This window comes from Mycobacterium saskatchewanense (assembly GCF_010729105.1).
GTDB lineage: Bacteria > Actinomycetota > Actinomycetes > Mycobacteriales > Mycobacteriaceae > Mycobacterium > Mycobacterium saskatchewanense.
Map to the genome: position 1 here is coordinate 200,037 of NZ_AP022573.1, position 24,103 is coordinate 224,139.

The following is a 24,103-nucleotide window of genomic DNA, read 5'->3' on the forward strand; positions in this document are numbered from 1 at the left end:
CGCCCCGATACTGGAACCCATGGTTGAGGTTTCTGACACCGCGCTGGAACCGATTGGCGCCGTTCAACGGACCCAGGTGGGCCGCGAGGCCACCGAGCCGATGCGGGCCGACATCAGGCTGCTGGGCGCCATTTTGGGGGACACCGTCCGCGAGCAGAACGGCGACGAGGTGTTCCACCTCGTGGAGCGGGCCCGGGTGGAGTCCTTCCGGGTGCGCCGCTCCGAGATCGACCGGTCCGAGCTGGCGCGGATGTTCGACGGCATCGACATCCACCGGGCGATCCCCGTCATCCGGGCGTTCAGCCACTTCGCGCTGCTGGCCAACGTGGCCGAGGACATCCACCGGGAGCGCCGGCGCGCCATCCACGTCGAGGCCGGCGACCCGCCGCAGGACAGCAGCCTGGCCGCGACGTACGCGAAACTCGACAGCGCGGAGCTGGATTCGGCCACGGTCGCCGACGCGCTGAGGGGCGCCCTGGTGTCGCCGGTGATCACCGCCCACCCCACCGAGACCCGCCGGCGCACCGTCTTCGTCACCCAGCATCGGATCACCCAGTTGATGCGGCTGCACGCCGAGGGCCACACCGAGACCGACCACGGCCGCAACATCGAGTCCGAGTTGCGCCGCCAGGTGCTCACGCTGTGGCAGACCGCGCTGATCCGGCTGTCTCGGCTGCAGATCACCGACGAGATCGAGGTCGGCCTGCGGTATTACCCCGCCGCGTTCTTCAAGGTCATCCCGCAGGTGAACGCCGAGGTGCGCGACGCGCTGCGCACCCGCTGGCCCGACGCCGACCTGCTGCCCGGGCCGATCCTGCAGCCGGGCTCCTGGATCGGCGGTGACCGCGACGGGAATCCGAACGTGACGGCCGATGTGGTCCGCCAGGCCACCGAGAGGGCGGCCCACACCGCCCTGTCGCACTACCTGCTCGAGCTCACCGCGCTCGAGCAGGAGCTGACGATGTCGGCGCGGCTGGTGTCCGTCACCGACGAGCTGGCCGAGCTGGCCGGCGGTTGCCAGGAGAAGGCCCGCGCCGACGAGCCCTATCGGCGGGCATTGCGGGTGATCCGCGGCCGGCTCACCGCGACCGCCGCCGAGATCTTGGACCGGCAGCCCCAGCACGAGCTCGACCTGGGCCTGCCCCCGTACGCCGCGCCGTCGGAGCTGCAGGCCGACCTGGACACGATCGACGCCTCCCTGCGCCGCCACGGCAGCGCGCTGCTCGCCGACGATCGCCTGGCGCTGCTGCGAGAAGGCGTCCGTGTCTTCGGGTTTCACCTCAGCGGCCTGGACATGCGGCAGAACTCCGACGTGCACGAGGAGGTGGTCGGCGAGCTGCTGGCCTGGGCGGGCGTGCACGACGACTACGGGTCGCTGCCCGAGGACGAGCGGGTCGCGCTGCTGGCCGCCGAACTCGGCACCCGCCGTCCACTCGTCGGTGACCGCGGGGCGCTGTCCGACCTGGCGCGCACGGAGCTCGGCGTCGTGGAGGCCGCGACGCGCGCCGTCGAGCTCTACGGGCCGGCCGCGGTGCCCAACTACGTGATCTCGATGTGCCGCTCGGTCTCGGACGTCCTGGAGACCGCGATCCTGCTCAAAGAGGCGGGCCTGCTGGACGCGGCCGGCCCCGAACCGTATGCACCGGTTGGCATTTCGCCGCTGTTCGAGACCATCGACGATCTGCACAACGGTGCGGAGATCCTGCACGCGATGCTGGAGCTGCCCATCTACCGGGCGCTGGTCGACGCCCGCGGCGGCTGCCAGGAGGTGATGCTCGGCTACTCCGACTCGAACAAGGACGGCGGGTACCTGGCCTCCAGCTGGGCGGTCTACCGGGCCGAGCTGGCCCTGGTCGATGTTGCCCGCAAGACGGGAATCCGGTTGCGGCTCTTCCACGGTCGCGGCGGCACCGTCGGTCGCGGCGGCGGCCCGAGCTACCAGGCCATCCTGGCGCAGCCGCCGGGCGCGGTGGGTGGCTCGCTGCGGCTCACCGAGCAGGGCGAGGTGATCGCAGCCAAATACGCCGAACCGCAGACGGCGCGGCGGAACCTGGAGAGTCTGCTCGCGGCGACGCTGGAATCCACGCTGCTGGACGTCGAGGGCCTGGGCGACGCCGCGGAGCCGGCCTACGCGGTGCTCAACGAGGTGGCCACGCTGGCGCAGCGCGCCTACGCCGAATTAGTGCACGACACACCGGGTTTCGTCGAGTACTTCAAGCAGTCCACGCCGGTCAGCGAGATTGGTTCGCTGAACATCGGCAGCCGGCCGACGTCACGCAAGCCCACCGAGTCGATCTCGGACCTGCGCGCCATCCCCTGGGTGCTGGCCTGGAGCCAGTCGCGGGTGATGCTGCCCGGCTGGTACGGCACCGGGTCCGCGTTCGAGCAGTGGATCAAGGAGGGACCCGAGAGCGAGGCCGAGCGGGTGAAGACCCTGCACGAGCTCTACGAGCGGTGGCCTTTCTTCCGCAGCGTGCTGTCCAACCTGGCGCAGGTGCTGGCCAAGAGCGATCTGGGACTGGCGGCCCGCTACGCCGAGCTGGTGGCCGACGAGGAGCTGCGGCACCGGGTTTTCGACAAGATCGTCGACGAGCACCGGCGCACCATTGAGATGCACAAGCTGATCACCGGTCAGGACGACCTGCTCGCCGACAACCCGGCGCTGGCGCGCTCGGTGTTCAACCGTTTCCCGTATCTGGAGCCGCTCAACCACCTGCAGGTCGAGCTGCTGCGGCGCTACCGCTCGGGCGACGACGACGAGCTGGTGCAGCGGGGCATCCTGCTGACCATGAACGGGCTTGCGAGCGCGTTACGCAACAGCGGCTGACGGGCATTCGTAGGCCATGTCGGACAACGCGCCGTCGGTCGGCCCCGCACAGTTGGCCCAGAACGGCGTCTTCGAACGGATGGCCCGCGCCGGTTACGTCGTGAACGGGCTGCTGCACCTGATCGTGGGCTACCTCGCCATCCGGATCGCCTTCGGTGCCGGTGGCACCGCCGACCAGACCGGGGCGCTGGCCACGTTGGCGGGGAAGCCCGGCGGGCCGGTTATGCTCTGGGTCGCCGCCGGCGCCCTGCTGACGATGAGCCTCTGGCGGCTCGTCGAGACGGTGCTCGGCCGGTCGAGCGACCGCGGCAAGGAGGGCGCGACGTGGACGGCGTCGGACCGGGCGAAAGCCTTCGGCCTGGCAGCGGTGTACCTGGCATTCGCGTACTCCGCCTTCGGGTTTGCGCGGGGCGCCGGGCGGTCGGCCGACCAGCAGAACTCGACCGTCAGCGCGCGCCTGATGCAAACCACCGCGGGCACCGCCGCGCTGATCGCCGCCGGCCTGGTCATCGTCGCGGTCGGGGGCTACCACATCTACAAAGGCGCCAGCCGGAGCTTCGTCGACGACCTCGAGGGCAAGTCGAGTGACCTGGTGCGACGGCTCGGCGTGGCCGGCTACGTCGCCAAAGGTGTGGTGATCGCCGCCACGGGGGCGCTCGTCGTCGTCGCTGCCTGCCGGTCGGAACCGAAGAAGGCCACCGGGCTCGACGGGGCGCTGAAAACGCTTGGGGCGCAGCCATTCGGGGCGTCGCTGTTGATTGCCTCGGGCGTGGGGCTCATCACCTACGGCCTGTACAGCTTCGTGATGGCGCGCTCGACCCGGATGTGACTGTCAGCCGTTGCCCGGCCCGTCGACGACCACCGTGTGACGGGCCAGTGCGGCGGCGCCGTCCAGCCGGCCATCAGCGCCGCGCACCACCCGGCGGCGCAGCGGTAATCGGCGGGCGGGCGAAAAGTGGTTGATGCCGAACATCGCACCGGCAACGCTCGGCGCCAGCAGCGGCACCACCATCACGGCGCCGGTCCAGTACGCCAGGCGTACCAACCCGGACGGGGCTCCTCGTATCGGGCCGGGCGGACGTCACTGCACGGTGCGGTTGCGCAACCGGTCGAGGATGCCGCGCACCGCGTGTTCGGTGGCCGACAGCGGCGTCATCATCGTTTCGCCCATCCTCATCATGTCGTCGATGCGGTGGACGATCGCCTCCATCGGCTCGATCAGCCCGACGAGCCGCCTCGCCAGATCATCAAGACTGGACAGCGTGCCGTCCAGGTGGTCCAGGCCCTTCTCCATGCGCTCGACCGTGGCGTTGAGGGCCGACAGCGAGCTGTTCAGCTCGGTCATCGTCCGGCTCAGACCGTCGAGGACGTCCTCGACCTGCTCGACCGTCTTGTCGGCGTTCAGCGCCGCCTGGGTGAGGGTCTTGATGCGACTCCGCTCGTGACCGCCGCGCACGGGTCTGTCTGCCATGACCGCAATTATGACCCCGGGCGGGCGGGAAGTTTAGCCGCAGCCTCCTCGTCGAGCAGCCAGAGTGTGGTGTCGAGCCCGACGGCGCCGGCCGCGGGGATGGAGACCGGCGGGGCGCCCCCGATGGCGGCGGCGGCCGCCTCCGCCTTGCCGGAACCGGATACCATCAACCACACCTCGCGGGACCGCTGAACGGCCGGCAGCGTCAACGTGATTCGCCGCGGCGGCGGCTTGGGGGAGTCCTCGACAGCGACGACCATCCGGGTGGTTTCCAGCACGGCCGGGGTATCGGGGAAGAGCGAGTTGATGTGGCCCTCCGGGCCCATCCCCAGCAGGTGGACGTCGAAATTCGGCACCGGGTGACCCGGCCCGGCGTTGGCCGCCAGCAGCTGCTCGTACGCCAGGGCCGCGGCCACGAGATCGGTGCCGAACTCGCCGTCACTGGCCGGCATCGGGTGCACCTGGCTCGACGGGATGTCGACCCGGTCGAGCAGCGCCTCACGGGCCTGCTTCTCGTTGCGCTCGTCGTCGTCCTCGGGCACGTAGCGTTCGTCGCCCCAGAACAGATGCACCTTCGGCCAGTCGACGTCGTGTCCCGCGAGGGAGCGCAGCAGCCCGATGCCATTGCTGCCGCCGGTGAGGACGATCAGCGCACGGTCACGGGCCGCGACGGCCGCCCGGATCGTGTCGACGAGCCGACGGGCCGCCGCCTCCACCAAGGATTCACTGTCCGGAAATATCTCGACGACCCTGCTCACACGTACTGCACCTTCTCAATTCCTTCCAGCGCCGAGAGATAGATCTCGTCGGCGTCCAGTCGCCGCAGATCCTCGGCAAGACATTCACCGGTTTCCCTGCGCGCCAAGGGAACCAGCGCGTCGGGCTTCGCGGTCCGGCTGAGCGTGGCCGTCCTGCCGTCCTGCGGCCGGCTGAGCGTGATGGTCTCGCTCTGGCGCGCCAGCTCGACCTTCAGGTCGCCGACGGCGCGGCGGACCGGGCAGTCCAGCCGGCTGGCCAGCCAGCCCGCCAGGACGTCGAGCGCGGGTTCGCTCTTCAGGCCCGAGACCAGCGCCGACTCGATCGGTTCGTGGGGTTGCTGATCGACGGCCGAGGTGAGCAACGCCCGCCAGTAGGTGATGCGTGCCCAGCACAGGTCGGTGTCGCCGGCGGTGTAACCGTCGAGCCGGCTCCGGATCGCGGTCAGCGGGTCGATGCCGTTGGTGGCATCGGTGATGCGGCGAATCGCCAACTTGCCCAACGGATCCTGCGCGGGCTTCTTGGGGGCGATGTCCGGCCACCAGGCCACCACCGGGATGTCGGGCAGCAGGAACGGGATGACCACGCTGGCGGCGTGATTCGAGAGCAGTCCGGACAGCTTCAGGATCACCACCTCGCTGGCTCCGGTGTCACCGCCGGCGCGCAGCTGAGCGTCCAGGCGCGCCTCGTCGGCGTACGGGTTGCCCCGCATCGTCACGATGATCCGGCTGGGGTGTTCGTGGCTGGCGTTGTTGGCCGCCTCGAGCGAATCCTCGAGCACGTCCTCGCTTTCCGGCGCGATGAGCAGGGTCAGCACCCGGCCCATCGTGACGGCACCGGCCTTCTCCCGAAGCTCCTCGAGCTTCTTGTTGACGGCCGTGGTGGTGGTGTCCTCCATATCGACGATCATCTAGGGCCTCCGCCATTCCCGGCCGGTGCGGCGCAACATCTCGAACGACGACTCCGGACCCCAGGTGCCGGCCTCGTACGGCTCGGGCTTGCCGTCTGCCGCCCAGTTGTCGAGGACGGGATCCAGGATCCGCCAAGCCAATTCGACTTCCGCGTTGACCGGGAACAGGGACGGCTCACCGAGCAGCACGTCCAGGATCAGCTGCTCGTAGGCCTCGGGCGATTCCTCGGCGAACGCCGAGCCGTAGGAGAAGTCCATGTTGACGTCACGGACCTCCATCGCGGTGCCCGGCACCTTGGAGCCGAACCGCAGGGTGACGCCCTCGTCGGGCTGCACCCGGATGACCATCGCGTTGGCGCCCAGCTCGTCGGTCATGGTGGCGTCGAACGGCAGGTGCGGCGCCCGCTTGAACACCAGCGCGATCTCGGTCACCCTGCGGCCCAGGCGTTTTCCGGTGCGCAGATAGAACGGCACCCCGGCCCAGCGCCGGGTGTCGACCTCGAGCGTGATGGCCGCGAACGTCTCGGTCTTGGAGTCCTTGGCGAACCCCTCCTCGTCGAGCAGGCCGACCACCTTCTGGCCGCCCTGCCACCCGCCGGCGTACTGGCCGCGGCTGGTGGTCTCGTCGAGCGGCTCGGCGAGCTGCGTCGCCGAGAGCACCTTGATCTTCTCGGTCTGCAGCGATTGCGGGTTGAAGCTGACCGGCTCCTCCATCGCGGTGAGCGCCAGCAGCTGCATCAGATGGTTCTGAATGACGTCGCGGGCGGCGCCGATGCCGTCGTAGTAGCCGGCCCGGCCGCCGAGCCCGATGTCCTCGGCCATGGTGATCTGGACGTGGTCGACGTAGTGGGCGTTCCAGACCGGGTCGAACAGCTGGTTGGCGAAGCGCAGCGCCAGGATGTTGCGGACCGTCTCCTTGCCGAGGTAGTGGTCGATCCGGAAGACGGCCTCCTCGGGGAAGACGGCGTTGACGGCCCGGTTGAGGTCCTGCGCGCTCTGCAGGTCGTGGCCGAACGGCTTCTCGATGACCACCCGGCTCCACCTGTCGCCCTGCGGGCGGGCCAGCCCCGACTTCGCGAGCTGGTCGCACACCACGGGGAACGACTTGGGCGGGATCGCCAGGTAGAACGCGTGGTTGCCGCCGGTTCCACGCTCGGCGTCCAGCTTGTCCAGGGTCTCGGCGAGCCGGCCGAACGAGTCGTCGTCATCGAAAGACCCGTTCACGAACCGGAATCCCTCGACCAGCCGGTCCCAGTTCTCCTGCCGGAACGGCGTCCGGCAGTGCTCCTTGACGGCCTGGTAGACGACCTCGCCGAAATCCTCGGTGTCCCAGTCCCGCCGGGCGAATCCCACGAGCGAGAAGGTCGGCGGCAGCAGCCCCCGGTTGGCCAGGTCGTAGATCGCCGGCATCACCTTCTTGCGGGCGAGGTCGCCGGTGACGCCGAAGATCACCATGCCGCACGGGCCCGCGATCCTGGGTAGCCGCTTGTCGCGCTTGTCCCGGAGGGGGTTGTGCCAGGTTTTGGTTCTGCCCTGGCTCATTTGTCGGCGGAATCCAGCTGCTTCTGTGTCTCCTCCAACAGCTCGGTCCAGGACTCCACGAACTTGTCGACGCCCTCGTTCTCCAGCACCTTGAAGACGTCGGTGAGGTCGATGCCGACCGCGTCCAGTTTGTCGAAGAGCTCCTGGGCCGCGCCGGCGGTGCCGGTGACGGTGTCGCCCTTGACCTCACCGTGGTCGGCGACGGCGTCGATCGTCTTCTCGGGCATGGTGTTGACCGTGTTGGGCGCGACCAGCTCGGTCACGTAGAGCGTGTCGGAGTAGTCGGGGTTCTTGACGCCGGTGGACGCCCACAGCGGGCGCTGCACGCGCGCCCCGTCGCCCTTGAGCGCCTCGAAGCGGCTCCCGCCCTCGAACACCTCCTGGTAGGCCGCGTAGGCCAGGCGCGCGTTGGCCACACCGGCCTGGCCGCGCAGCCCGAGTGCCTCCTCGGAGCCGATCTTCTCGAGTCGCTTGTCCACCTCGGTGTCCACCCGGGAGACGAAGAACGACGCCACGGAATGGATCTTGGACAGGTCGTGCCCGGCCTCACGCGCCTTCTCCAGGCCCTCGAGGTAGGCGTCCATCACCTGGCGGTGTCGCTCCACGGAGAAGATCAATGTGACATTGACCGAAATCCCTTCCGCCAGAACCGAAGTGATCGCCGGAATACCGGCCTTTGTCGCCGGGATCTTGATGAACAGGTTTGGGCGGTCGACGATCTTCCACAGCTCGATGGCCTGCGCGGTGGTCTTCTCGGTCTCGGCGGCCAGGCGCGGGTCGACCTCGATGGATACCCGGCCGTCGACGCCGTCGGAGGACTCCCACTGCGGCCTCAGCACGTCGCACGCATTGCGGACGTCGTCGGTGGTGACGGTGCGGATGGTCGCGTCCACGTCGGCGCCCCGCTCGGCCAGCTCGGCGATCTGGTCGTTGTAGGTGTCGCTGTCGGCGAGCGCCTTCTGGAAGATCGACGGGTTGGTGGTAACGCCGACGACACTCTTGGTGTCGATGAGCTCCTGTAAATTGCCCGACCGCAACCGTTCTCGCGACAGGTCATCCAGCCACACGGATACGCCCGCGGCGCTCAGCGCCGCCAGGTTAGGGTTCTGACCGGCCATGTGAACCACCCTTTCTCAGTTATCCACGACCTGCTCCGCGGCCGCAGCGACGGCTTCGGCGGTGAAGCCGAACTCGCGGAACAAGGTCTTGTAGTCCGCGGACTCTCCGTAGTGCTCGATCGAGACGATCCTGCCGGTGTCACCGACCAGTTTGTGCCAGCTCTGCGCGACGCCGGCCTCGACGGCCACCCTCGCCGACACGGACGGGGGCAGCACGCTGTCGCGGTACTCCTCCGGCTGGGACTCGAACCACTCCACGCACGGCATCGACACCACTCGCGCGACAATGTCCTTGTCCGCCAACAACTTCTGGGCCCCGACCGCGAGCTGTACCTCCGAGCCGGTCGCGATCAGCACCACGTCGGGCTCCGGTCCGCCGTCGTCGCCCAGGATGTACCCGCCGCGCTCGACACCCTCGAAGCTGGTGCCCTCGAGGATCGGCACCCCCTGGCGGGTCAGGATCAGGCCAACCGGGCCGCTGCCGTTGCCGCGGGCCAGTACGGTGCGCCAGGCGTAGGCCGTCTCGTTGGCGTCGGCCGGGCGCACCACCGACAGCCTGGGGATCGCGCGCAGCGCCGCGAGGTGCTCGATCGGCTGGTGGGTGGGGCCGTCCTCGCCGAGGCCGATCGAGTCGTGCGTCCACACGTAGATCGTGTCGATGTCCATCAGCGCGGCGAGCCGCACGGCGGGGCGCATGTAGTCGGAGAACTGCAAGAAGGTGGCACCGTAGGCCCGGGTCGGCCCGTGCAGCACGATGCCGGACAGGATCGCGCCCATCGCGTGTTCGCGGATGCCGAAGTGGAGGGTGCGGCCGTACCAGTGGGCGGTGTACTCCTTGGTCGAAATCGACGGCGGGCCGAAGGAGTCGGCGCCCTTGATGGTGGTGTTGGTGCTGCCGGCCAGGTCGGCCGAACCGCCCCACAGCTCCGGCAGCTTCGGTCCCACCGCGTTGAGCACCTCGTTGGACGCCTTGCGGGTGGCCACCGCGTCGGAGCCGGGCTCCCAGGTCGGGACGTCGGCGTCCCAGCCCTCGGGCAGCTTCTCTGCGGTCAGGCGGTCGAGCAATGCCTTGCGGTCGGGTTCGCGCTGCACCCAGGCGTCGAAGTCGGCCTGCCACTTCTCGTGCGCTTCCTTGCCGCGGTCCACCAGCTTGCGGGTGTGGGCGATGACGTCGTCGCGGACCTCGAACTTCTTGTCCGGGTCGAAGCCCAGCTCGCGCTTGACGGCGGCCACTTCCTCGTCGCCGAGCGCCGCGCCGTGCGCCTTGCCGGTGTTCATCAGCTTGGGCGCGGGGTAGCCGATGATGGTGCGCAACTCGATGAACGACGGCCGGTCGGTGACGGCCTTGGCGTTGGCGATCGCCTCCTCGATGCCGACGACGTTCTCGCCGCCCTCGACCCGCTGGACGTGCCAGCCGTAGGCCTCGTAGCGCGCGGCGGTGTCCTCGCAGAGGGCGATGTTGGTGTCGTCCTCGATCGAGATCTCGTTGTGGTCGTAGAACACGATGAGGTTGCCCAACTGCTGCACCGCGGCCAGCGACGATGCCTCGGAGGTCACGCCCTCTTCGATGTCGCCGTCGGAGGCGATGACGTAGATGAAGTGGTCGAACGGGCTGGTGCCCGGCGCGGCATCCGGGTCGAAAAGGCCGCGCTCGTAGCGCGAGGCCATCGCCATTCCCACGGCCGAGGCCAGACCCTGGCCGAGCGGGCCGGTGGTGATCTCGACGCCCGTGGTGTGCCGGAACTCCGGGTGGCCCGGCGTCTTGGATCCCCAGGTGCGCAGCGACTCGATGTCGGACAGCTCCAGGCCGAAGCCGCCGAGGTAGAGCTGCAGGTACAGCGTCAGGCTGCTGTGGCCGCAGGACAGGACGAATCGGTCGCGGCCCAGCCAGTGGGTGTCGCCGGGATCGTGGCGCATCGTGCGCTGGAACAGGGTGTAGGCCAGCGGCGCCAGGCTCATCGCCGTGCCGGGGTGGCCGTTGCCCACCTTCTGCACCGCGTCGGCGGCCAGCACCCGGATGGTGTCGACGGCCGCGGAGTCGATCTCGGTCCAGTCGTCCGGGTGGTGCGGTTGGGTCAGCGTGGAGATCTCGTCGAGTGTCGTCACAGACTCAGTTCCTTGGGTCATCGAGGTGATCGAATCCCACCCTAGTGCGGGAGTGCCGGCTAATGCAGTGCAGGTTTTCGGGTACCCGCGCCGGGCGGTTGTGAAAATGACCGACGTAACGCGTTCGTTGCCGGCGTTTTGCATTCCGTTCGGATTTCTCGGAAGAATCGTCGTTGAGGACCCTGCGGGCGGGCGGCCGTCGGCGCGCGGTCTACCATCGTGCGTAGTAGTGCTGCGCCCCGCTGCGACCCCGAGGAGTTATTGCGTGAGCGTTCGCGGGCGCGTCGCGCCGAGCGGATCACCGACCCGGCTGCCGGGTCGTGTTCAGGGCACGCTGCTGGCCTACCTGGCGCTGACCAAGCCACGGGTCATCGAACTGCTGCTCGTTACCGCCATCCCCGCCATGCTGCTCGCGCAGCGCGGCGCCGTGCATCCGCTGCTGATCGTCAACACGTTGATCGGCGGGATGCTGGCCGCCGGCGGCGCCAACACGCTGAACTGTGTGGCCGACGCCGACATCGACAAGGTGATGAAGCGGACCGCGCGCCGGCCGCTGGCGCGCGCGGCCGTCCCGACGCGCAACGCCCTCGTGTTCGGCCTGCTGCTGACGGCGGCGTCGTTCTTCTGGCTCTGGCGGACGACGAACCTGTTGTCGGGGCTGCTGGCCATGGCGACCGTCGCCTTCTACGTGTTCGTCTACACGCTGCTCCTCAAGCGCCGCACGTCGCAGAACGTGGTGTGGGGCGGCGCGGCCGGCTGCATGCCGGTGATGATCGGCTGGTCGGCCGTCACCGGCACCATCGGTTGGCCGGCGCTGGTGATGTTCGCGGTCATCTTCTTCTGGACGCCGCCGCACACCTGGGCGCTCGCGATGCGCTACAAGGACGACTACAAGGCGGCGGGCGTGCCGATGCTGCCGGCCGTGGCGACCGAACGGCAGGTCACCAAGCAGATCCTGATCTACACCTGGCTGACCGTGCTGGCGACGCTGGCGCTGGCGCTGGCCACCGGCTGGCTGTACGCGGCGGTCGCGGTGGTGGCCGGGGTGTGGTTCCTGGCGATGGCCCACCAGCTGTACGCCGGGGTGCGCGCCGGCGAGCCGGTCAAGCCGCTGCGCCTGTTCCTGCAGTCGAACAACTACCTGGCGGTGGTGTTCTGCGCGCTGGCGGTCGACTCGGCCATCGCGCTGCCCCACCTGTTCTGAATTAGCGCGAGTAAAAGCCGGCGCGGGCCCGGCGGCTCTCGTTTGGCCGCCGAATCCTCAAGTACCGCAACACAACAAGGCTCACGTCGCCTCCGGCGGGGGTTCCGCGCCCCGGGAAGGCCCGGTTGCGGCATCCCGCGTCCTGAGATCGGATCTTCCCTGTAATAGCTGGCCATTCGCGGCGGGGAAGGAGTTGTCTGGCATGACGTTGCATGTCGTTACCCAAGGACCGGGCCGCTCCTGTTGCTCCCTACCGGGTGTCGGCCATCCATCTGCGCCGGGCTGACGATGGCCGCACCCATCTGGATGGCTTCGCCGCCAGAGGTGCATTCGGCATTGTTGAGTAGCGGTCCGGGACCGGCGTCGTTGTTCGCGGCGGCCGGCGCCTGGAGCTCACTCAGCGCCGAATACGCCTCGGCCGCCGACGAACTCGGCGCCCTGCTGGCGTCGGTGCAGGCGGGCTCCTGGGAGGGGCCCAGCGCCTCGTCGTACGTCGCGGCGCACCTGCCGTACCTGGCCTGGCTGGCCCGGGCCGGGGCCGACAGCGCCGCCGCGGCAACCCAACACGAGGCGGCGGGCACGGCGTACGCGGCGGCGCTTGCCGCCATGCCGACGCTCGCCGAGCTGGCCGCCAACCACGCCGTCCACGCGGTGCTGACGGCGACCAACTTCTTCGGCGTCAACACCATTCCGCTGGCCCTCAACGAGGCGGACTATGCCCGGATGTGGATCCAGGCCGCGACCTCGATGGCGACCTACCAAGCGGTTTCGGACGCGGCGGTGGCCGCCACCCCGAAGTCGCCCCCGGCGCCGCAGATCCTGAAGTCGGCAGCGCAGGCCGCGTCCGCCACCAATCCGCTGCAGGACATTCAGCAGCAGATTCTCGCCGCATTCGGGCTGAACTGGGACCCGGGCAGCGGCACCATCAACGGGATTCCCTACCTGAGCTACACCAACCCGTTGACGCCCGTCTACTGGGTGACGCGGTACCTGTCCTACGCCCAGGACCTGCACTCGTTCGTCCAGCTGCTGCTGACCAATCCGGTGCTGCTGCTCCAGTACCTCGGCGGCCTCACGCCGCTCCAGGTGGCGGCGTACCTGGCGCTGCACCCGCTGACGGCCATCGCGATCGCCCTGTCGCCGCTGCTGTCCACGCTCTCGACGCTGCCCGCCGCCGCGGCGGCCAGCGTGGCGGCGGTCGCCGCCCTGGCGGCGCTGCCGGTGGCATCCGTGCCCGCGGTCGCGCCGGTGCTGGCACCCGTCGCGGCGGTGTCCCATGTGGTCCCGGCGATCGCGCCGGCCCCGACGCTCGCCGGCGCCGTCGGCACCGGCACCCCGGCGACACCGGCGACCGCGGCGGGCACCGTCGCCGGTTCGGCGCCGCCGTCACCGGCGGCGCCCGCCACCCCGGGGTTCTTCCCGTACGCGGTCGGCGGCGGCCCGGGCACCGGCTTCGATACGGGGCACACCACGTCCGCCGCCGTGAGCGCGCGGGCGCGGGCGCGTGAGCAGGACAGCGTCGCGGTCACCGCCGCGGCGGCGGAACGGCGGAGGCGTCGGAAAAGACGGCAGCAGGACGAGCCCATGCGGGGCTTCGCGGATGAATTCGCGGATGTGGACCCCGACGACTCCCCGTCGGAGGCCTCCGACCACGGCGGGGGACCGCTGGGGTTCACCGGAACGGTCGACCAGGGCACCGCGCGGGCGGCCGGCCTGACCGTGCTTTCGGGTGACGCGTTCGGGGGCGGGCCGACGGTGCCGATGGTGCCGGGCACCTGGCAGCCCGACCCACCTCCCGACGGCTAAGGCAGCAGCACGATCGAGCCGGTGGTCTTACGGCCCTCCAGGTCCCGGTGGGCCCGGGCCGCCTCGGCGAGCGGGTACCGGCCGCCGACCTCGATCGTGATGTCCCCGCCGCGGATCGCGTCGAACAATTCCTCCGAGCGCCAGCCGAACTCCTGGCCGCTGCGGACGAAGTAGGCCAGCGACGGCCGGGTCAGGTACACCGATCCCGCCGCGTTGAGGCGTTGCGGATCGAACGGCGGAACGGGGCCGCTGGCCGCGCCGAACAGCGCCAGGGTGCCGCGGACGGCGAGGCTGGCCAGGCTGGCGTCGAAGGTGGTGGCGCCGACGCCGTCGTACACGGCCGCCACGCCGTCGCCGCCGGTGAGCTCGCGGATCCGCTTGCCGAACTCCTCGGCGTCCTCCGGGTAGTCGAGCACCTCGGCGGCGCCCGCCTTTCGCGACGCGCGCGCCTTCTCCGGCGTGGAGACCGTCGTGATCACCCGGGCGCCCAGCAGCGTGGCCCACTGCGTGAGGATCAGTCCCACGCCGCCGGCGCCGGCGTGCACCAGCACGGTGTCGCCGGCCTGCACCGGATAAACCGACTTCAGCAGGTAGTGCGCGGTGAGGCCCTTCAGCAGCACCGACGCCGCCACCTCCGACGTCACATCCTCCGGCACGTGCGCGGTCAAAGTGGCTGGGGCGTTGGCGTATTCGGCGTATCCGCCGGTCGCGGCGGCGCTGACGACGCGGTCGCCCTCCCGGAAGCCGTCGACGCCCTCGCCCGTGGCGGCGACGGTGCCGCACAGTTCCGAGCCGAGGATGAACGGCAGCTCCCGCGGGTACTGCCCGGACCGGAAGTAGGTGTCGATGTAGTTGACGCCGATCGCCTCGGCCTTGATCAGCACCTCGCCCGGCCCGGGTGCGGGTTCGGGGGCGTCGACGTAGCTCAGGACCTCTGGACCGCCGGTTTCACCGACTTCGATTGCATGCATGTGGATATCATGCCCGGGCATGAAGCTCGCCCGCCCGGACGTCTTCCATCCCCGCATCGTGCTGGCGGGGACCGCCGACGCGGACGACGCCGGACTGGTGGGTGCGCTTCGGCGCCATGGCCTGCACGCCCGCTGGCTGCCCTGGGACGATCCTCGCACCACCGAAGCGGATCTGGTGATCCTGCGCGCCGCCCGCGACTGCGCCGGGTTCCTGGCGTGGACCACTCGCGTGCGGAACCTGCTGAACCCGCCCGCCGTCGTCGCGTGGAATCTGGACGAGCGGTACCTGCGCGACCTCGAGAGTGCCGGTGTGCCGACGGGGCGAGGTGAGCCGGGAAGCCGGACGGCGTTGATCTTCTTCGGCGGCGCCCCCTCGCACGCGTTCGACGGCACGGGGCCGGTCCAGCCCGACTTCGAGCTGTGGGATCTGGGTTCGGCGGCCACGGCGGCGGCCGCCGAACGGGCCGGAGTCGATGCGGCCGAGCTGCTTTACGCGCGGGCCGACGTCAGCGGGGGACGGCTGGTGAGCCTCGATCTTGTCGCGCCGTCGCTGGGTTGGCGGCGATTGGACGCCGCGGCCCGCGACCGGGCCCAGCGGGGCTTTGCGCTGGCCGTCGAGTCAGCCCTCGAGCGGCTGGGGCTGGGTCCGCTCCCGCATCGAGGCCCATAGCGCGGCGGTGGCCGCCGTGCAGGCGGCGGCTCCCGCCACGTGGAGCGTGACCAGGGCGGCGGGCACCCCCGTGAAGTACTGCGCGGTGCCGACGGCGGCCTGCGCGCACACCAGGGCGACGAGCACGCCGAGGCGCAGCAGGATGGGCCGGGCGGCGTGCACGGCCAGCAGCCCGAAGCCCAGTCCCACCAGCAGCGCCAGGTAGGCGACCAGCAGCGACGAATGCGCGTGCACCAGCGTCTCGATCTCGATCCTGAGTCGCGGGACCGTCCGGCTGGCGCTGCGGTCGCCCGCGTGCGGGCCGGCGGCCGTCACCAGCGTGCCCGTCACGAGGACCGCGGCAAGGTTCACGCCGGTCAATGCCGTCAGCGCGCGCAGTGGCCGGGCCACCAGCGGGCGGACCGCGCCGGCACCGTCGCCGTCAGGCTCGCCGACCTTGACGTAGAGCAGCACCGAGAGCCACACCATTGCCATCGACGTCAGCAGGTGGATGGCCACCGTCCACCAGAGCAGGCCGGTGCGCACGGTGATGCCGCCGATCACCGCCTGCACGACCGTCGACGCCGGCATCAGCCACGCATACAGCAGCACCTCACTGCGCCGCCGCGCCCGCGTCACGGCCAGCACCGCCAGCGCCGCGGCGATCACCACCCCGATGCTGAACACCCGGTTGCCGAACTCGACCGCCTGGTGCACGCGCGGCACCTCGGCGTGCGCGACGGGGGTGAAGCTGCCGGGGAAGCACTGCGGCCAGGTGGGGCAGCCCAGCCCCGATGCGGTGACGCGGACGATCGCGCCGGTGACGGCGATGCCGCCCTGGGTGAGGATGACGAGCGCGGCGATCAGCCGCTGGGCGCGCAGGCCGGGGTCGGGCAGCAGATCCACCAACCGCATCAGCGCTCGTCCCACGGCCCGATCGTAGGCCACCGAAAACTACGGTCTGTAGTAAGCCCTGGCGTCGGCCCAAGTCGGCGAGACATAAACGACGCACATCCGCGCCGGCGTTTCGTGTGCGCGGTTCATGTGTCGCGAACTCCCACGCGCGTCAGGTGAACCGGAACCACCGCAGCGCGGCCAGCGCCGCCAGCGCGCCCCACACCGCCAGCACCACGACGCCGAACCAGTCCACCGACAACGCCATCGCCCGCGAGAGGGCCTCGGTCAGCGCCCCGGACGGGGTGAGCCGGGACAGCCATTTCACCGAGGCCGGGATCATCCGCGTTTCGACGGTCAGTGCGCCGAGCCCGGCGAACACGAACCACATCAGGTTGGCGACGGCCAGCACGATCTCGGCGCGCAGCGTGCCGCCGAGCAACAGCCCCAGCGCCGCGAAGCCCGCGGTGCCCAGCGCGATCACCGCCGCGCCCAATGCCAGCGCGGCCGGGGCGGGCCGCCAGCCGAGCGCAAACCCGATGGCGCCCAGGATGATCGACTGCAGGAACACCGTCGTGATCACGGCCAGGGACTTGCCGGCGATGATGCCCCACACCGGCAGCGGGGTGGCCCCGAGCCGTTTCAGCGCCCCATACCTGCGATCGAACGCCACGGCGATCGCCTGCCCGGTGAACGCGGTGGAGATCACCGCCAGCGCCATGATGACGGGCACGAATGTGGCGGCACGGTTGTGGCCGAACTCGCCGAACGGTAGGAGCGTGAGCCCGACCAGCAGCGTGATCGGGATGAACATGGTGAGCAGCAGCTGCTCGCCGTTGCGCAGCAGGAGCTTGAGCTCCAGCCCGAACTGGGCGGCCAGCATCTTCGACACCGCGTTCGGTCGCGGGTCGGGGGAGAAGGTGCCCGGCGGGAAGACATTCGATTCGGTCACTGCCGCAACTTCCTGCCGGTGAGGTCGAGGAACACATCCTCGAGGCTGCGTTGTTCGACGCGCATGTCGGTGGCGAGGACGTCGATCTGGGCGCACCACGCGGTGACGGTCGCCAGCACCTGCGGGTCGACCGGGCCCTCGACCAGGTACTCGCCGGGCGTCACCTCGGTCGCCTTGTAGTCCTCCGGCAGGGCCGACGACAGCAGCGACAGGTCGAGCCGCGGCGGCGCGCTGAACCGCAGCTGATCCTTCGCGCCGGCGCGCATCAGCTCCGTCGGCGTGCCCGCCGCGACCGTTTCCCCGTGGTCGATGATGACCAGCCGGTCGGCGAGTTCTTCGGCCTCCTTGAGCTGGTGGGTGGTGAGCAGCACCGTCACCCCGTCGCGCCGCAGCGCGTCGATGAGCTCCCACACCAGCAGCCGCGCGTGCGCGTCCATGCCGGCGGTGGGTTCGTCGAGGAACACCAGCTCCGGGCGGCCGACCAGCGCGCACGCCAGCGCTAGCCGCTGTTGCTGGCCGCCGGACAGCCGCCGGTAGGTCGTGCGGGCGGCGTCGGTCAGGCCCAGGGTGTCCAGCAGCCATGCCGGATCCAGGGGATCGGCGGCGTAGGACGCCACCAGGTTGAGCATCTCCCCGGCCCGCGCCGCCGGGTAGCCGCCGCCGCCCTGCAACATCACGCCGATGCGGGCGCGCAGCCGGGCGTTGTCGGTGACCGGGTTCAGTCCGAGCACCTCGATGGTGCCCTCGTCCGGGCGCGCGAAGCCCTCGCACATCTCGACGGTGGTGGTCTTGCCGGCGCCGTTGGGCCCGAGCAGGGCAAGGACCTCGGCCGCGTGCACCTCCAGGTCGAGGTTGCGGACGGCCTCGACGGCGGTCGCGCCGGAACCGTAGCGCTTGCTCACCCCGCGCAGGCGCACGACCGTTTCGGTGATCTTCGAGGTCACGTGGAATCAGCGTAGGCGTCGTCCGGCGCGGCCGTCGCTCGCGGGGCCTCGGCGGTCGCGGCGGCCACGGCGGGCGATCCCGCAGCGGCGGCGGGCGGGAGATCGGCGTCCCGGCCCTCGCCGGGGAGCCGCCGCCACGGCAGGCGGGTGTACGTCAGCGCGATGAGCACCACCACGATGAGGGTGCTGGCCAGGGTCGCGTCGACGATCTGGAACAGCGCGAAGCGGTCGCCGTTGGCCGTGGGGCCGAAGATGCCGACGACGAGGGTGACGACGATCGCCGCCACGCGGAAACCCGGGCGGGTCGCCCAGGCGGCCAGCGGGATGATGGCCCACAGCAGGTACCAGGGCTGCACCACGGGGAAGAGCAGCACGGTGACGCCCAGGGCCACGCCCAGGCCGCCGATCGGGTGCAGCCGGCCGCGGAAGACGGCCACCAGCAACCACGTCACCATCACGGTGATGATCAGCACGCCGATGCCACGCGTCAGGCCCAGCACCGCGGTGGTGTGGTCGCCGAGGCCCAGCAGGATGCCCACCTGTCCGGTGCCGAGCGCGAGCAGCGTCGGCGGCGACATCCAACTGCGCACGACGTTGGCGGTGCCCAGGGTGTAGATCCAGCCGAAACCGAGCCCGCTCGCCCATCCGACGACCGCCATGACGGCCAGCGACAGCGCGGTCATGGCGCCGCCCGCCGCCAGCAGCGCCCGCAGGTTCCCCCCGCAGCGGTGGGCCAGCGCCATCGTGACGAACCCGAGTGCCAGCAGCGACGGCAGCTTCACCTGCGACGACAGGATGATCAGTACGGCGCCGGCCAGCAGCAGGCCCAGCGGTTCCCAGTCGGGTCCGGGCCGCCAGGAGGCCGGCAGAAGCTTCGGCGAGTCGATCCCGCGCAGCGCGTACTCGGCCCCGGCCAGCATGAGGCCGAGCATCAGTGCCTCGTTGTGCACACCGGCCACCAGGTGCATGATCAGCAGCGGATTGGCCGCGCCCAGCCACAACGCGCTGACCTCGGCGACGCCGCAGCGCCGCGCCAGCCGCGGGGTGGCCCATACGATCAGCCCCACGCCGGCGAGCTCCACCAGCCGGTGACATAGCACCGCGGCGACGATGTTTTCGCCTGTCAGCGCCGAGATGCCCCGCCCGATCCACAGGAAGAGCGGGCCATACGGCGCCGGCGTCTCCCGCCAGAGCGTCGGCACGGACAGCGTGAACACGTGCGACAGGCCGAGCCCGGACGCCGGGCCCACCCGGTACGGGTCGAGCCCCTCGAGCGAGATCTGGCTCTGCGCCAGGTAGGAGTAGACGTCCTTGCTGTACATCGGCGGTGCAATCAGCAGCGGCAGCACCCACAGCAGCAGCGTGCGGTCGAGATCGCCGCGCGACATCCGCCTGCTGCCGAGCGCGAACCGCCCGAGCATCAGCCAGCCGAGCGCCATCATGACCGCGCCGGTGGTCGTCATCGTCAGCGACACGGTCTGGATCCGGGAGGGCAGGTTCAGCAGCCGCACCCCGAACGTGGGGTCCTGCACGACGGGCCGGGCCCCGGCCCCCAGCGCGCCGATCCCCATCAGCACCGTGCCGGTGGCGCCGAACAGGCGGGTGCGGCGCAGCGCGGTGAGCTCGGTAGCGTTCAGCGGCGAGCCGACCGCCTGCTCGTCGCCGTGCAGGCTGGCGATCGACGAGCTCAGCGAGTGGTGGCGGGCTGCCATCAGAGCAGCGTAGCGGCAGGCACACGACCGGGTCCGGGTGTGACCAGCGCAACCGCGACAGAGGGGACCCTCGCTAGACCGATCCCCGGAATTGCGTCACACTGGTGTTGTGAAAATCCCCGCGGCATCGGCGCTGGCCGCCGGCCCGGTCCCCGACAAGCAGACCCGTCGGGCGATCGTGCGGCTGCTGGTGGAGTCCGGATCGATCACCGCTGGCGAGATCGGTGACCGGCTGGGCCTGTCGGCCGCGGGTGTCCGGCGCCACCTGGACGCGCTGATCGAGGCCGGCGACGCCGAATCCGCCCCCGCCGCGGCGTGGCAACAGGTGGGGCGCGGGCGGCCGGCGAAGCGTTACCGGCTGACGTCGGCCGGCCGGGCGAAGCTCGACCACGCCTACGACGACCTGGCGGCGGCGGCCATGCGGCAGCTGCGGGCCATCGGCGGCGAGGCGGCGGTGCAGACGTTCGCGCGGCAGCGCATCGACGCCATCCTCGCCGACGTCGCGCCCGCCGACGGCGCGGCCGAGGCGGACATCGAGGAGGCTGCGGAGCGGATCGCCGCCGCGTTGACCGAGGCCGGGTACGTGGCGACCACCGCGCGGGTGGGCGGGCCGATTCACGGCGTGCAGATCTGCCAGCATCACTGCCCGGTGTCGCACGTCGCCGAGGAGTTCCCGGAGCTGTGTGACGCCGAGAAGCAGGCGATGGCCGAGGTCCTCGGCACCCACGTGCAGCGGCTGGCGACGATCGTCAACGGCAACTGCGCGTGCACCACCCACGTTCCCCTGACCCAGACACCGAGCACGGCGCCCAGCCCGCGTCGAGACAGCACAAGCAACGAAGGAGCGTCGTTATGACCCTGGAGGTCGACAAAGTCGCGATCGAGGCCACCGAGCCGTTGACGCAGGAGCAGGCGATCGCCTCGCTGGGCCGCTACGGCTACGGCTGGGCGGACTCCGACATCGCGGGCGCCAGCGCGCTGCGCGGGCTGTCCGAGGCGGTGGTCCGCGACATCTCCGCCAAGAAGAACGAGCCCGAGTGGATGCTGCACACCCGGCTGAAGGCGCTGCGGATCTTCGACCGCAAGCCGATGCCGAACTGGGGCTCGGACCTGTCCGGCATCGACTTCGACAACATCAAGTACTTCGTGCGCTCGACCGAGAAGCAGGCGGCGTCGTGGGACGACCTGCCGGAGGACATCCGCAACACCTACGACCGGCTGGGGATCCCCGAGGCCGAGAAGCAGCGCCTGGTGGCGGGCGTCGCGGCCCAGTACGAGTCCGAGGTGGTGTACCACCAGATCCGCGAGGACCTGGAGTCCCAGGGCGTCATCTTCGTCGACACCGACACGGGCCTGCGCGAGCACGAGGAGCTGTTCCGGCAGTACTTCGGCACCGTGATCCCGGCCGGGGACAACAAGTTCTCCGCGCTCAACACCGCGGTGTGGAGCGGCGGCTCGTTCATCTACGTTCCGCCTGGCGTGCGCGTCGACATCCCGCTGCAGGCTTACTTCCGGATCAACACCGAGAACATGGGCCAGTTCGAGCGGACGCTGATCGTCGTCGACGAAAACGCGTACGTCCACTACGTCGAGGGCTGCACCGCGCCCATCTACACGTCGGACTCGCTGCACTCGGCCGTGGTGGAGATCATCGTCAAGCCCGGCGGCCGTTGTCGTTACACGACCATCCAGAACTGGTCGAACAACGTCTACAACCTGGTGACCAAGCGGGCCCGCGCCGAGGCCGGCGCCACCATGGAGTGGGTCGACGGCAACATCGGCTCCAAGGTCACCATGAAATACCCCGCCGTCTGGATGACCGGCGAGCACGCCAAGGGCGAGGTGCTGTCGGTGGCGTTCGCGGGCGAGGGCCAGCACCAGGACGCCGGCGCCAAGATGCTGCACCTGGCGCCGAACACGTCGAGCAACATCGTCTCGAAGTCGGTGGCCCGCGGCGGCGGCCGCACCTCCTACCGCGGCCTCGTGCAGGTGAACAAGGGTGCGCACGGGTCGCGTTCCAGCGTGAAATGCGATGCGCTGCTGGTGGACTCGATCAGCCGCAGCGATACCTATCCGTACGTCGACATCCGCGAGGACGACGTCACCATGGGCCACGAGGCCACGGTGTCCAAGGTCAGCGAGAACCAGCTGTTCTACCTGATGAGCCGCGGGCTCACCGAGGAGGAGGCGATGGCCATGGTGGTCCGCGGCTTCGTCGAGCCGATCGCCAAGGAGCTGCCCATGGAGTACGCCCTGGAGCTCAACCGGCTGATCGAGCTGCAGATGGAGGGCTCGGTCGGATGACGGCTGCGGCAGCCCTGAACAAGGGGGAGTTGTTCGCGTCGTTCGACGTGGATGCCTTCGAGGTCCCCAGCGGCCGCGACGAGATCTGGCGGTTCACCCCGCTGCGGCGGCTGCGCGGCCTGCACGACGGTTCCGCACACGCCACCGGCAGCGCGCGCATCGAGGTCGCCGAACGGGAGGGCGTGCGGGTCGAGACGGTGCGGCGTGGCGACGAGCGGCTGGGAGAGGCCGGCGTTCCGACCGACCGTGTTGCGGCGCAAGCGTTTTCGTCGTTCAACTCCGCGACCGTGGTCACCGTCGGCCGTGACACGCGGGTCGTCGAGCCGGTCGGCATCACCGTGGCGGGGCCCGGCGAGGGTGCGGTGGCCTACGGCCACCTGCAGATCCGGGTCGAGGAGCTCGGCGAGGTCGTCGTCGTCATCGACCACCGCGGCAGCGGAACGTACGCCGACAACCTCGAATTCGTCGTCGGCGACGCCGCCCGGCTCACCGTCGTGTGGATCGCGGACTGGGCCGACGACATGGTCCACCTGTCGGCCCAGCACGCCAAGCTCGGCAAGGACGCGGTGCTGCGCCACGTCACCGTGACGCTGGGCGGTGAAATAGTGCGGATGTCGGCCACCGTGCGCTTCGCCGCCCCGGGTGGGGATGCCGAGCTGTTGGGGCTGTACTTCGCCGACGCCGGCCAGCACCTCGAGTCACGGCTGCTGGTCGACCACGCGCAACCGAACTGCCGGTCCAACGTGCTCTACAAGGGTGCGCTGCAAGGGGATCCGGCATCGCATGCCCCCGACGCGCACACCGTCTGGGTGGGCGACGTGCTGATCCGCGCCGCCGCCACCGGTACCGACACCTTCGAGGTCAACCGCAACCTCGTGCTGACCGACGGCGCGCGGGCCGACTCGGTGCCCAACCTCGAGATCGAGACCGGCGAGATCGCCGGGGCCGGGCACGCCAGCGCCACGGGACGTTTCGACGACGAGCAATTGTTCTACCTGCGTTCCCGCGGCATTCCCGAAGACCAGGCCCGCCGGCTGGTGGTGCGCGGCTTCTTCGGTGAGATCATCTCCAAGATCGCGGTGCCGGACATCCGGGAACGCCTCACCGCGGCCATCGAAAACGAGTTGGCGAAGACAGAATCGAGAGCAACAGCGTCATGACGACCCTGGAAATTAAAGACCTGCACGTCAGCGTCGAGGACGTGAACGCCCCCGAGGGCGGGCGCGAAATCCCCATCCTCAACGGCGTCAACCTGACGATCAATTCCGGCGAGACCCACGCGGTGATGGGCCCCAACGGGTCCGGCAAGTCGACGTTGTCCTACGCCATCGCCGGACATCCGAAGTACCGGGTGACGTCGGGCTCGATCACGCTGGACGGGCAGAACGTCCTGGACATGAGCGTCGACGAGCGCGCCCGCGCCGGCCTGTTCCTCGCCATGCAGTACCCGGTCGAGGTGCCGGGAGTGTCGATGTCGAACTTCCTGCGCAGCGCCGCCACCGCCGTCCGCGGTGAGCCCCCGAAACTGCGGCTGTGGGTCAAGGAGGTCAAGGCGGCGATGTCCGACCTCGGCATCGACCCGGCGTTCGCCGAACGCAGTGTCAACGAGGGCTTTTCGGGCGGGGAGAAGAAGCGCCACGAGATCCTGCAGCTGGACCTGCTGAAGCCGAAGATCGCGATCCTCGACGAGACCGACTCCGGCCTGGACGTGGACGCGCTGCGCGTGGTCAGCGAGGGCGTCAACCGTTACGCCGAAACCGAGCACGGCGGCATCCTGCTGATCACGCACTACACCCGCATCCTGCGCTACATCCGCCCGCAGTTCGTGCACGTGTTCGTCGGTGGCCGCATCATCGAGTCCGGCGGCCCGGAACTGGCCGACGTGCTGGAAGAGAACGGCTACGAGCGCTTCACGCAAGCCGCCGCGGGGGCGTAGG

At 70.1% G+C, this 24,103-nt stretch carries 21 protein-coding genes; 9 read left to right on the plus strand and 12 right to left on the minus strand.

Annotation, left to right across the window (positions count from 1 at the left end):
• Positions 1 to 19: 19 nt before the first annotated feature.
• Complete coding sequence (gene ppc / locus G6N56_RS01010) at positions 20 to 2,827, plus strand: phosphoenolpyruvate carboxylase (RefSeq protein WP_085257048.1); 2,808 nt, start codon at positions 20 to 22, stop codon at positions 2,825 to 2,827.
• Positions 2,828 to 2,843: 16 nt separating this feature from the next.
• Complete coding sequence (locus G6N56_RS01015; RefSeq protein ID WP_085257049.1) at positions 2,844 to 3,656, plus strand: DUF1206 domain-containing protein; 813 nt, start codon at positions 2,844 to 2,846, stop codon at positions 3,654 to 3,656.
• A 3-nt stretch (positions 3,657 to 3,659) separates the two neighbouring features.
• Here the strand turns inward: G6N56_RS01015 and G6N56_RS01020 are convergent, their stop codons facing one another.
• From G6N56_RS01020 to tkt, 7 genes are read right to left on the minus strand one after another with little or no spacing between them, the layout of a single operon-like run.
• Positions 3,660 to 3,872 carry a hypothetical protein gene (locus tag G6N56_RS01020; protein WP_085257050.1) on the minus strand — a complete coding sequence of 71 codons (213 nt, stop codon included), beginning with the start codon at positions 3,870 to 3,872 and terminating at the stop codon, positions 3,660 to 3,662.
• 36 nt (positions 3,873 to 3,908) lie between these two features.
• On the minus strand, positions 3,909 to 4,307 hold the full coding sequence (locus G6N56_RS01025; RefSeq protein ID WP_085257051.1) for an ATPase: 399 nt from the start codon (positions 4,305 to 4,307) through the stop codon (positions 3,909 to 3,911).
• Positions 4,307 to 5,056 carry a 6-phosphogluconolactonase gene (gene pgl, locus G6N56_RS01030; protein WP_085257052.1) on the minus strand — a complete coding sequence of 250 codons (750 nt, stop codon included), beginning with the start codon at positions 5,054 to 5,056 and terminating at the stop codon, positions 4,307 to 4,309. The genes G6N56_RS01025 and pgl overlap by 1 nt, the downstream gene beginning before the upstream one ends.
• The gene (opcA, locus tag G6N56_RS01035; RefSeq protein ID WP_085257053.1) at positions 5,053 to 5,964 is read right to left on the minus strand and encodes a glucose-6-phosphate dehydrogenase assembly protein OpcA; all 912 of its coding nucleotides are present in this window, start codon (positions 5,962 to 5,964) and stop codon (positions 5,053 to 5,055) included. Before opcA ends, pgl begins: the two co-directional genes overlap by 4 nt.
• Positions 5,965 to 7,506 carry a glucose-6-phosphate dehydrogenase gene (zwf, locus tag G6N56_RS01040; RefSeq protein WP_085257054.1) on the minus strand — a complete coding sequence of 514 codons (1,542 nt, stop codon included), beginning with the start codon at positions 7,504 to 7,506 and terminating at the stop codon, positions 5,965 to 5,967.
• Positions 7,503 to 8,624: a transaldolase gene (tal, locus tag G6N56_RS01045; protein ID WP_085257055.1), complete on the minus strand. Its 1,122-nt coding sequence runs from the start codon at positions 8,622 to 8,624 to the stop codon at positions 7,503 to 7,505. Before tal ends, zwf begins: the two co-directional genes overlap by 4 nt.
• A gap of 15 nt (positions 8,625 to 8,639) precedes the next feature.
• Complete coding sequence (tkt, locus tag G6N56_RS01050; protein WP_085257056.1) at positions 8,640 to 10,730, minus strand: transketolase; 2,091 nt, start codon at positions 10,728 to 10,730, stop codon at positions 8,640 to 8,642.
• Between the two features lie 265 nt (positions 10,731 to 10,995).
• On the opposite strand from tkt, the gene G6N56_RS01055 reads away from it, so the two are divergent.
• Together G6N56_RS01055 and G6N56_RS01060 are read left to right on the plus strand one after the other, a co-directional pair.
• Entirely contained in the window at positions 10,996 to 11,934 is a 939-nt protein-coding gene (locus tag G6N56_RS01055; protein ID WP_085257057.1) for a heme o synthase, read from the plus strand.
• A gap of 288 nt (positions 11,935 to 12,222) precedes the next feature.
• The gene (locus G6N56_RS01060; protein WP_085257058.1) at positions 12,223 to 13,740 is read left to right on the plus strand and encodes a PPE family protein; all 1,518 of its coding nucleotides are present in this window, start codon (positions 12,223 to 12,225) and stop codon (positions 13,738 to 13,740) included.
• On the opposite strand, the gene G6N56_RS01065 is transcribed toward G6N56_RS01060, so the two are convergent.
• Positions 13,737 to 14,711: a quinone oxidoreductase family protein gene (locus G6N56_RS01065; protein ID WP_085257102.1), complete on the minus strand. Its 975-nt coding sequence runs from the start codon at positions 14,709 to 14,711 to the stop codon at positions 13,737 to 13,739. The genes G6N56_RS01060 and G6N56_RS01065 overlap by 4 nt on opposite strands.
• A gap of 19 nt (positions 14,712 to 14,730) precedes the next feature.
• On the opposite strand from G6N56_RS01065, the gene G6N56_RS01070 reads away from it, so the two are divergent.
• The gene (locus tag G6N56_RS01070) at positions 14,731 to 15,381 is read left to right on the plus strand and encodes a DcsG N-terminal domain-containing protein (RefSeq protein WP_085257059.1); all 651 of its coding nucleotides are present in this window, start codon (positions 14,731 to 14,733) and stop codon (positions 15,379 to 15,381) included.
• Here the strand turns inward: G6N56_RS01070 and G6N56_RS01075 are convergent.
• From G6N56_RS01075 to mptB, 4 genes are all read right to left on the minus strand, one after another.
• Positions 15,331 to 16,308, minus strand: coding sequence for a COX15/CtaA family protein (locus G6N56_RS01075; RefSeq protein ID WP_408632654.1), 978 nt, complete (start codon positions 16,306 to 16,308; stop codon positions 15,331 to 15,333). The genes G6N56_RS01070 and G6N56_RS01075 overlap by 51 nt on opposite strands.
• 118 nt (positions 16,309 to 16,426) lie before the next feature.
• Positions 16,427 to 17,137: an ABC transporter permease gene (locus G6N56_RS01080; RefSeq protein WP_408632722.1), complete on the minus strand. Its 711-nt coding sequence runs from the start codon at positions 17,135 to 17,137 to the stop codon at positions 16,427 to 16,429.
• A gap of 65 nt (positions 17,138 to 17,202) precedes the next feature.
• The gene (locus tag G6N56_RS01085) at positions 17,203 to 18,150 is read right to left on the minus strand and encodes an ABC transporter ATP-binding protein (protein ID WP_142280724.1); all 948 of its coding nucleotides are present in this window, start codon (positions 18,148 to 18,150) and stop codon (positions 17,203 to 17,205) included.
• Positions 18,147 to 19,862, minus strand: a complete 1,716-nt coding sequence (gene mptB / locus G6N56_RS01090) for a polyprenol phosphomannose-dependent alpha 1,6 mannosyltransferase MptB (RefSeq protein ID WP_085257061.1) — start codon at positions 19,860 to 19,862, stop codon at positions 18,147 to 18,149. Before mptB ends, G6N56_RS01085 begins: the two co-directional genes overlap by 4 nt.
• A 91-nt stretch (positions 19,863 to 19,953) precedes the next feature.
• Between mptB and G6N56_RS01095 the strand changes: the two genes are divergently transcribed.
• The 4 genes from G6N56_RS01095 to sufC are packed head-to-tail and all read left to right on the plus strand — an operon-like array spanning position 19,954 to position 24,102.
• Positions 19,954 to 20,718, plus strand: coding sequence for a helix-turn-helix transcriptional regulator (locus G6N56_RS01095; RefSeq protein ID WP_142280725.1), 765 nt, complete (start codon positions 19,954 to 19,956; stop codon positions 20,716 to 20,718).
• Positions 20,715 to 22,166, plus strand: coding sequence for a Fe-S cluster assembly protein SufB (sufB, locus tag G6N56_RS01100; RefSeq protein WP_085257063.1), 1,452 nt, complete (start codon positions 20,715 to 20,717; stop codon positions 22,164 to 22,166). Before G6N56_RS01095 ends, sufB begins: the two co-directional genes overlap by 4 nt.
• On the plus strand, positions 22,163 to 23,326 hold the full coding sequence (gene sufD, locus G6N56_RS01105; RefSeq protein WP_085257064.1) for a Fe-S cluster assembly protein SufD: 1,164 nt from the start codon (positions 22,163 to 22,165) through the stop codon (positions 23,324 to 23,326). Before sufB ends, sufD begins: the two co-directional genes overlap by 4 nt.
• A complete protein-coding gene (gene sufC, locus G6N56_RS01110) occupies positions 23,323 to 24,102 on the plus strand; it encodes a Fe-S cluster assembly ATPase SufC (protein WP_085257065.1) in 780 nt (259 codons plus the stop codon). The genes sufD and sufC overlap by 4 nt, the downstream gene beginning before the upstream one ends.
• Position 24,103: the final 1 nt, after the last annotated feature.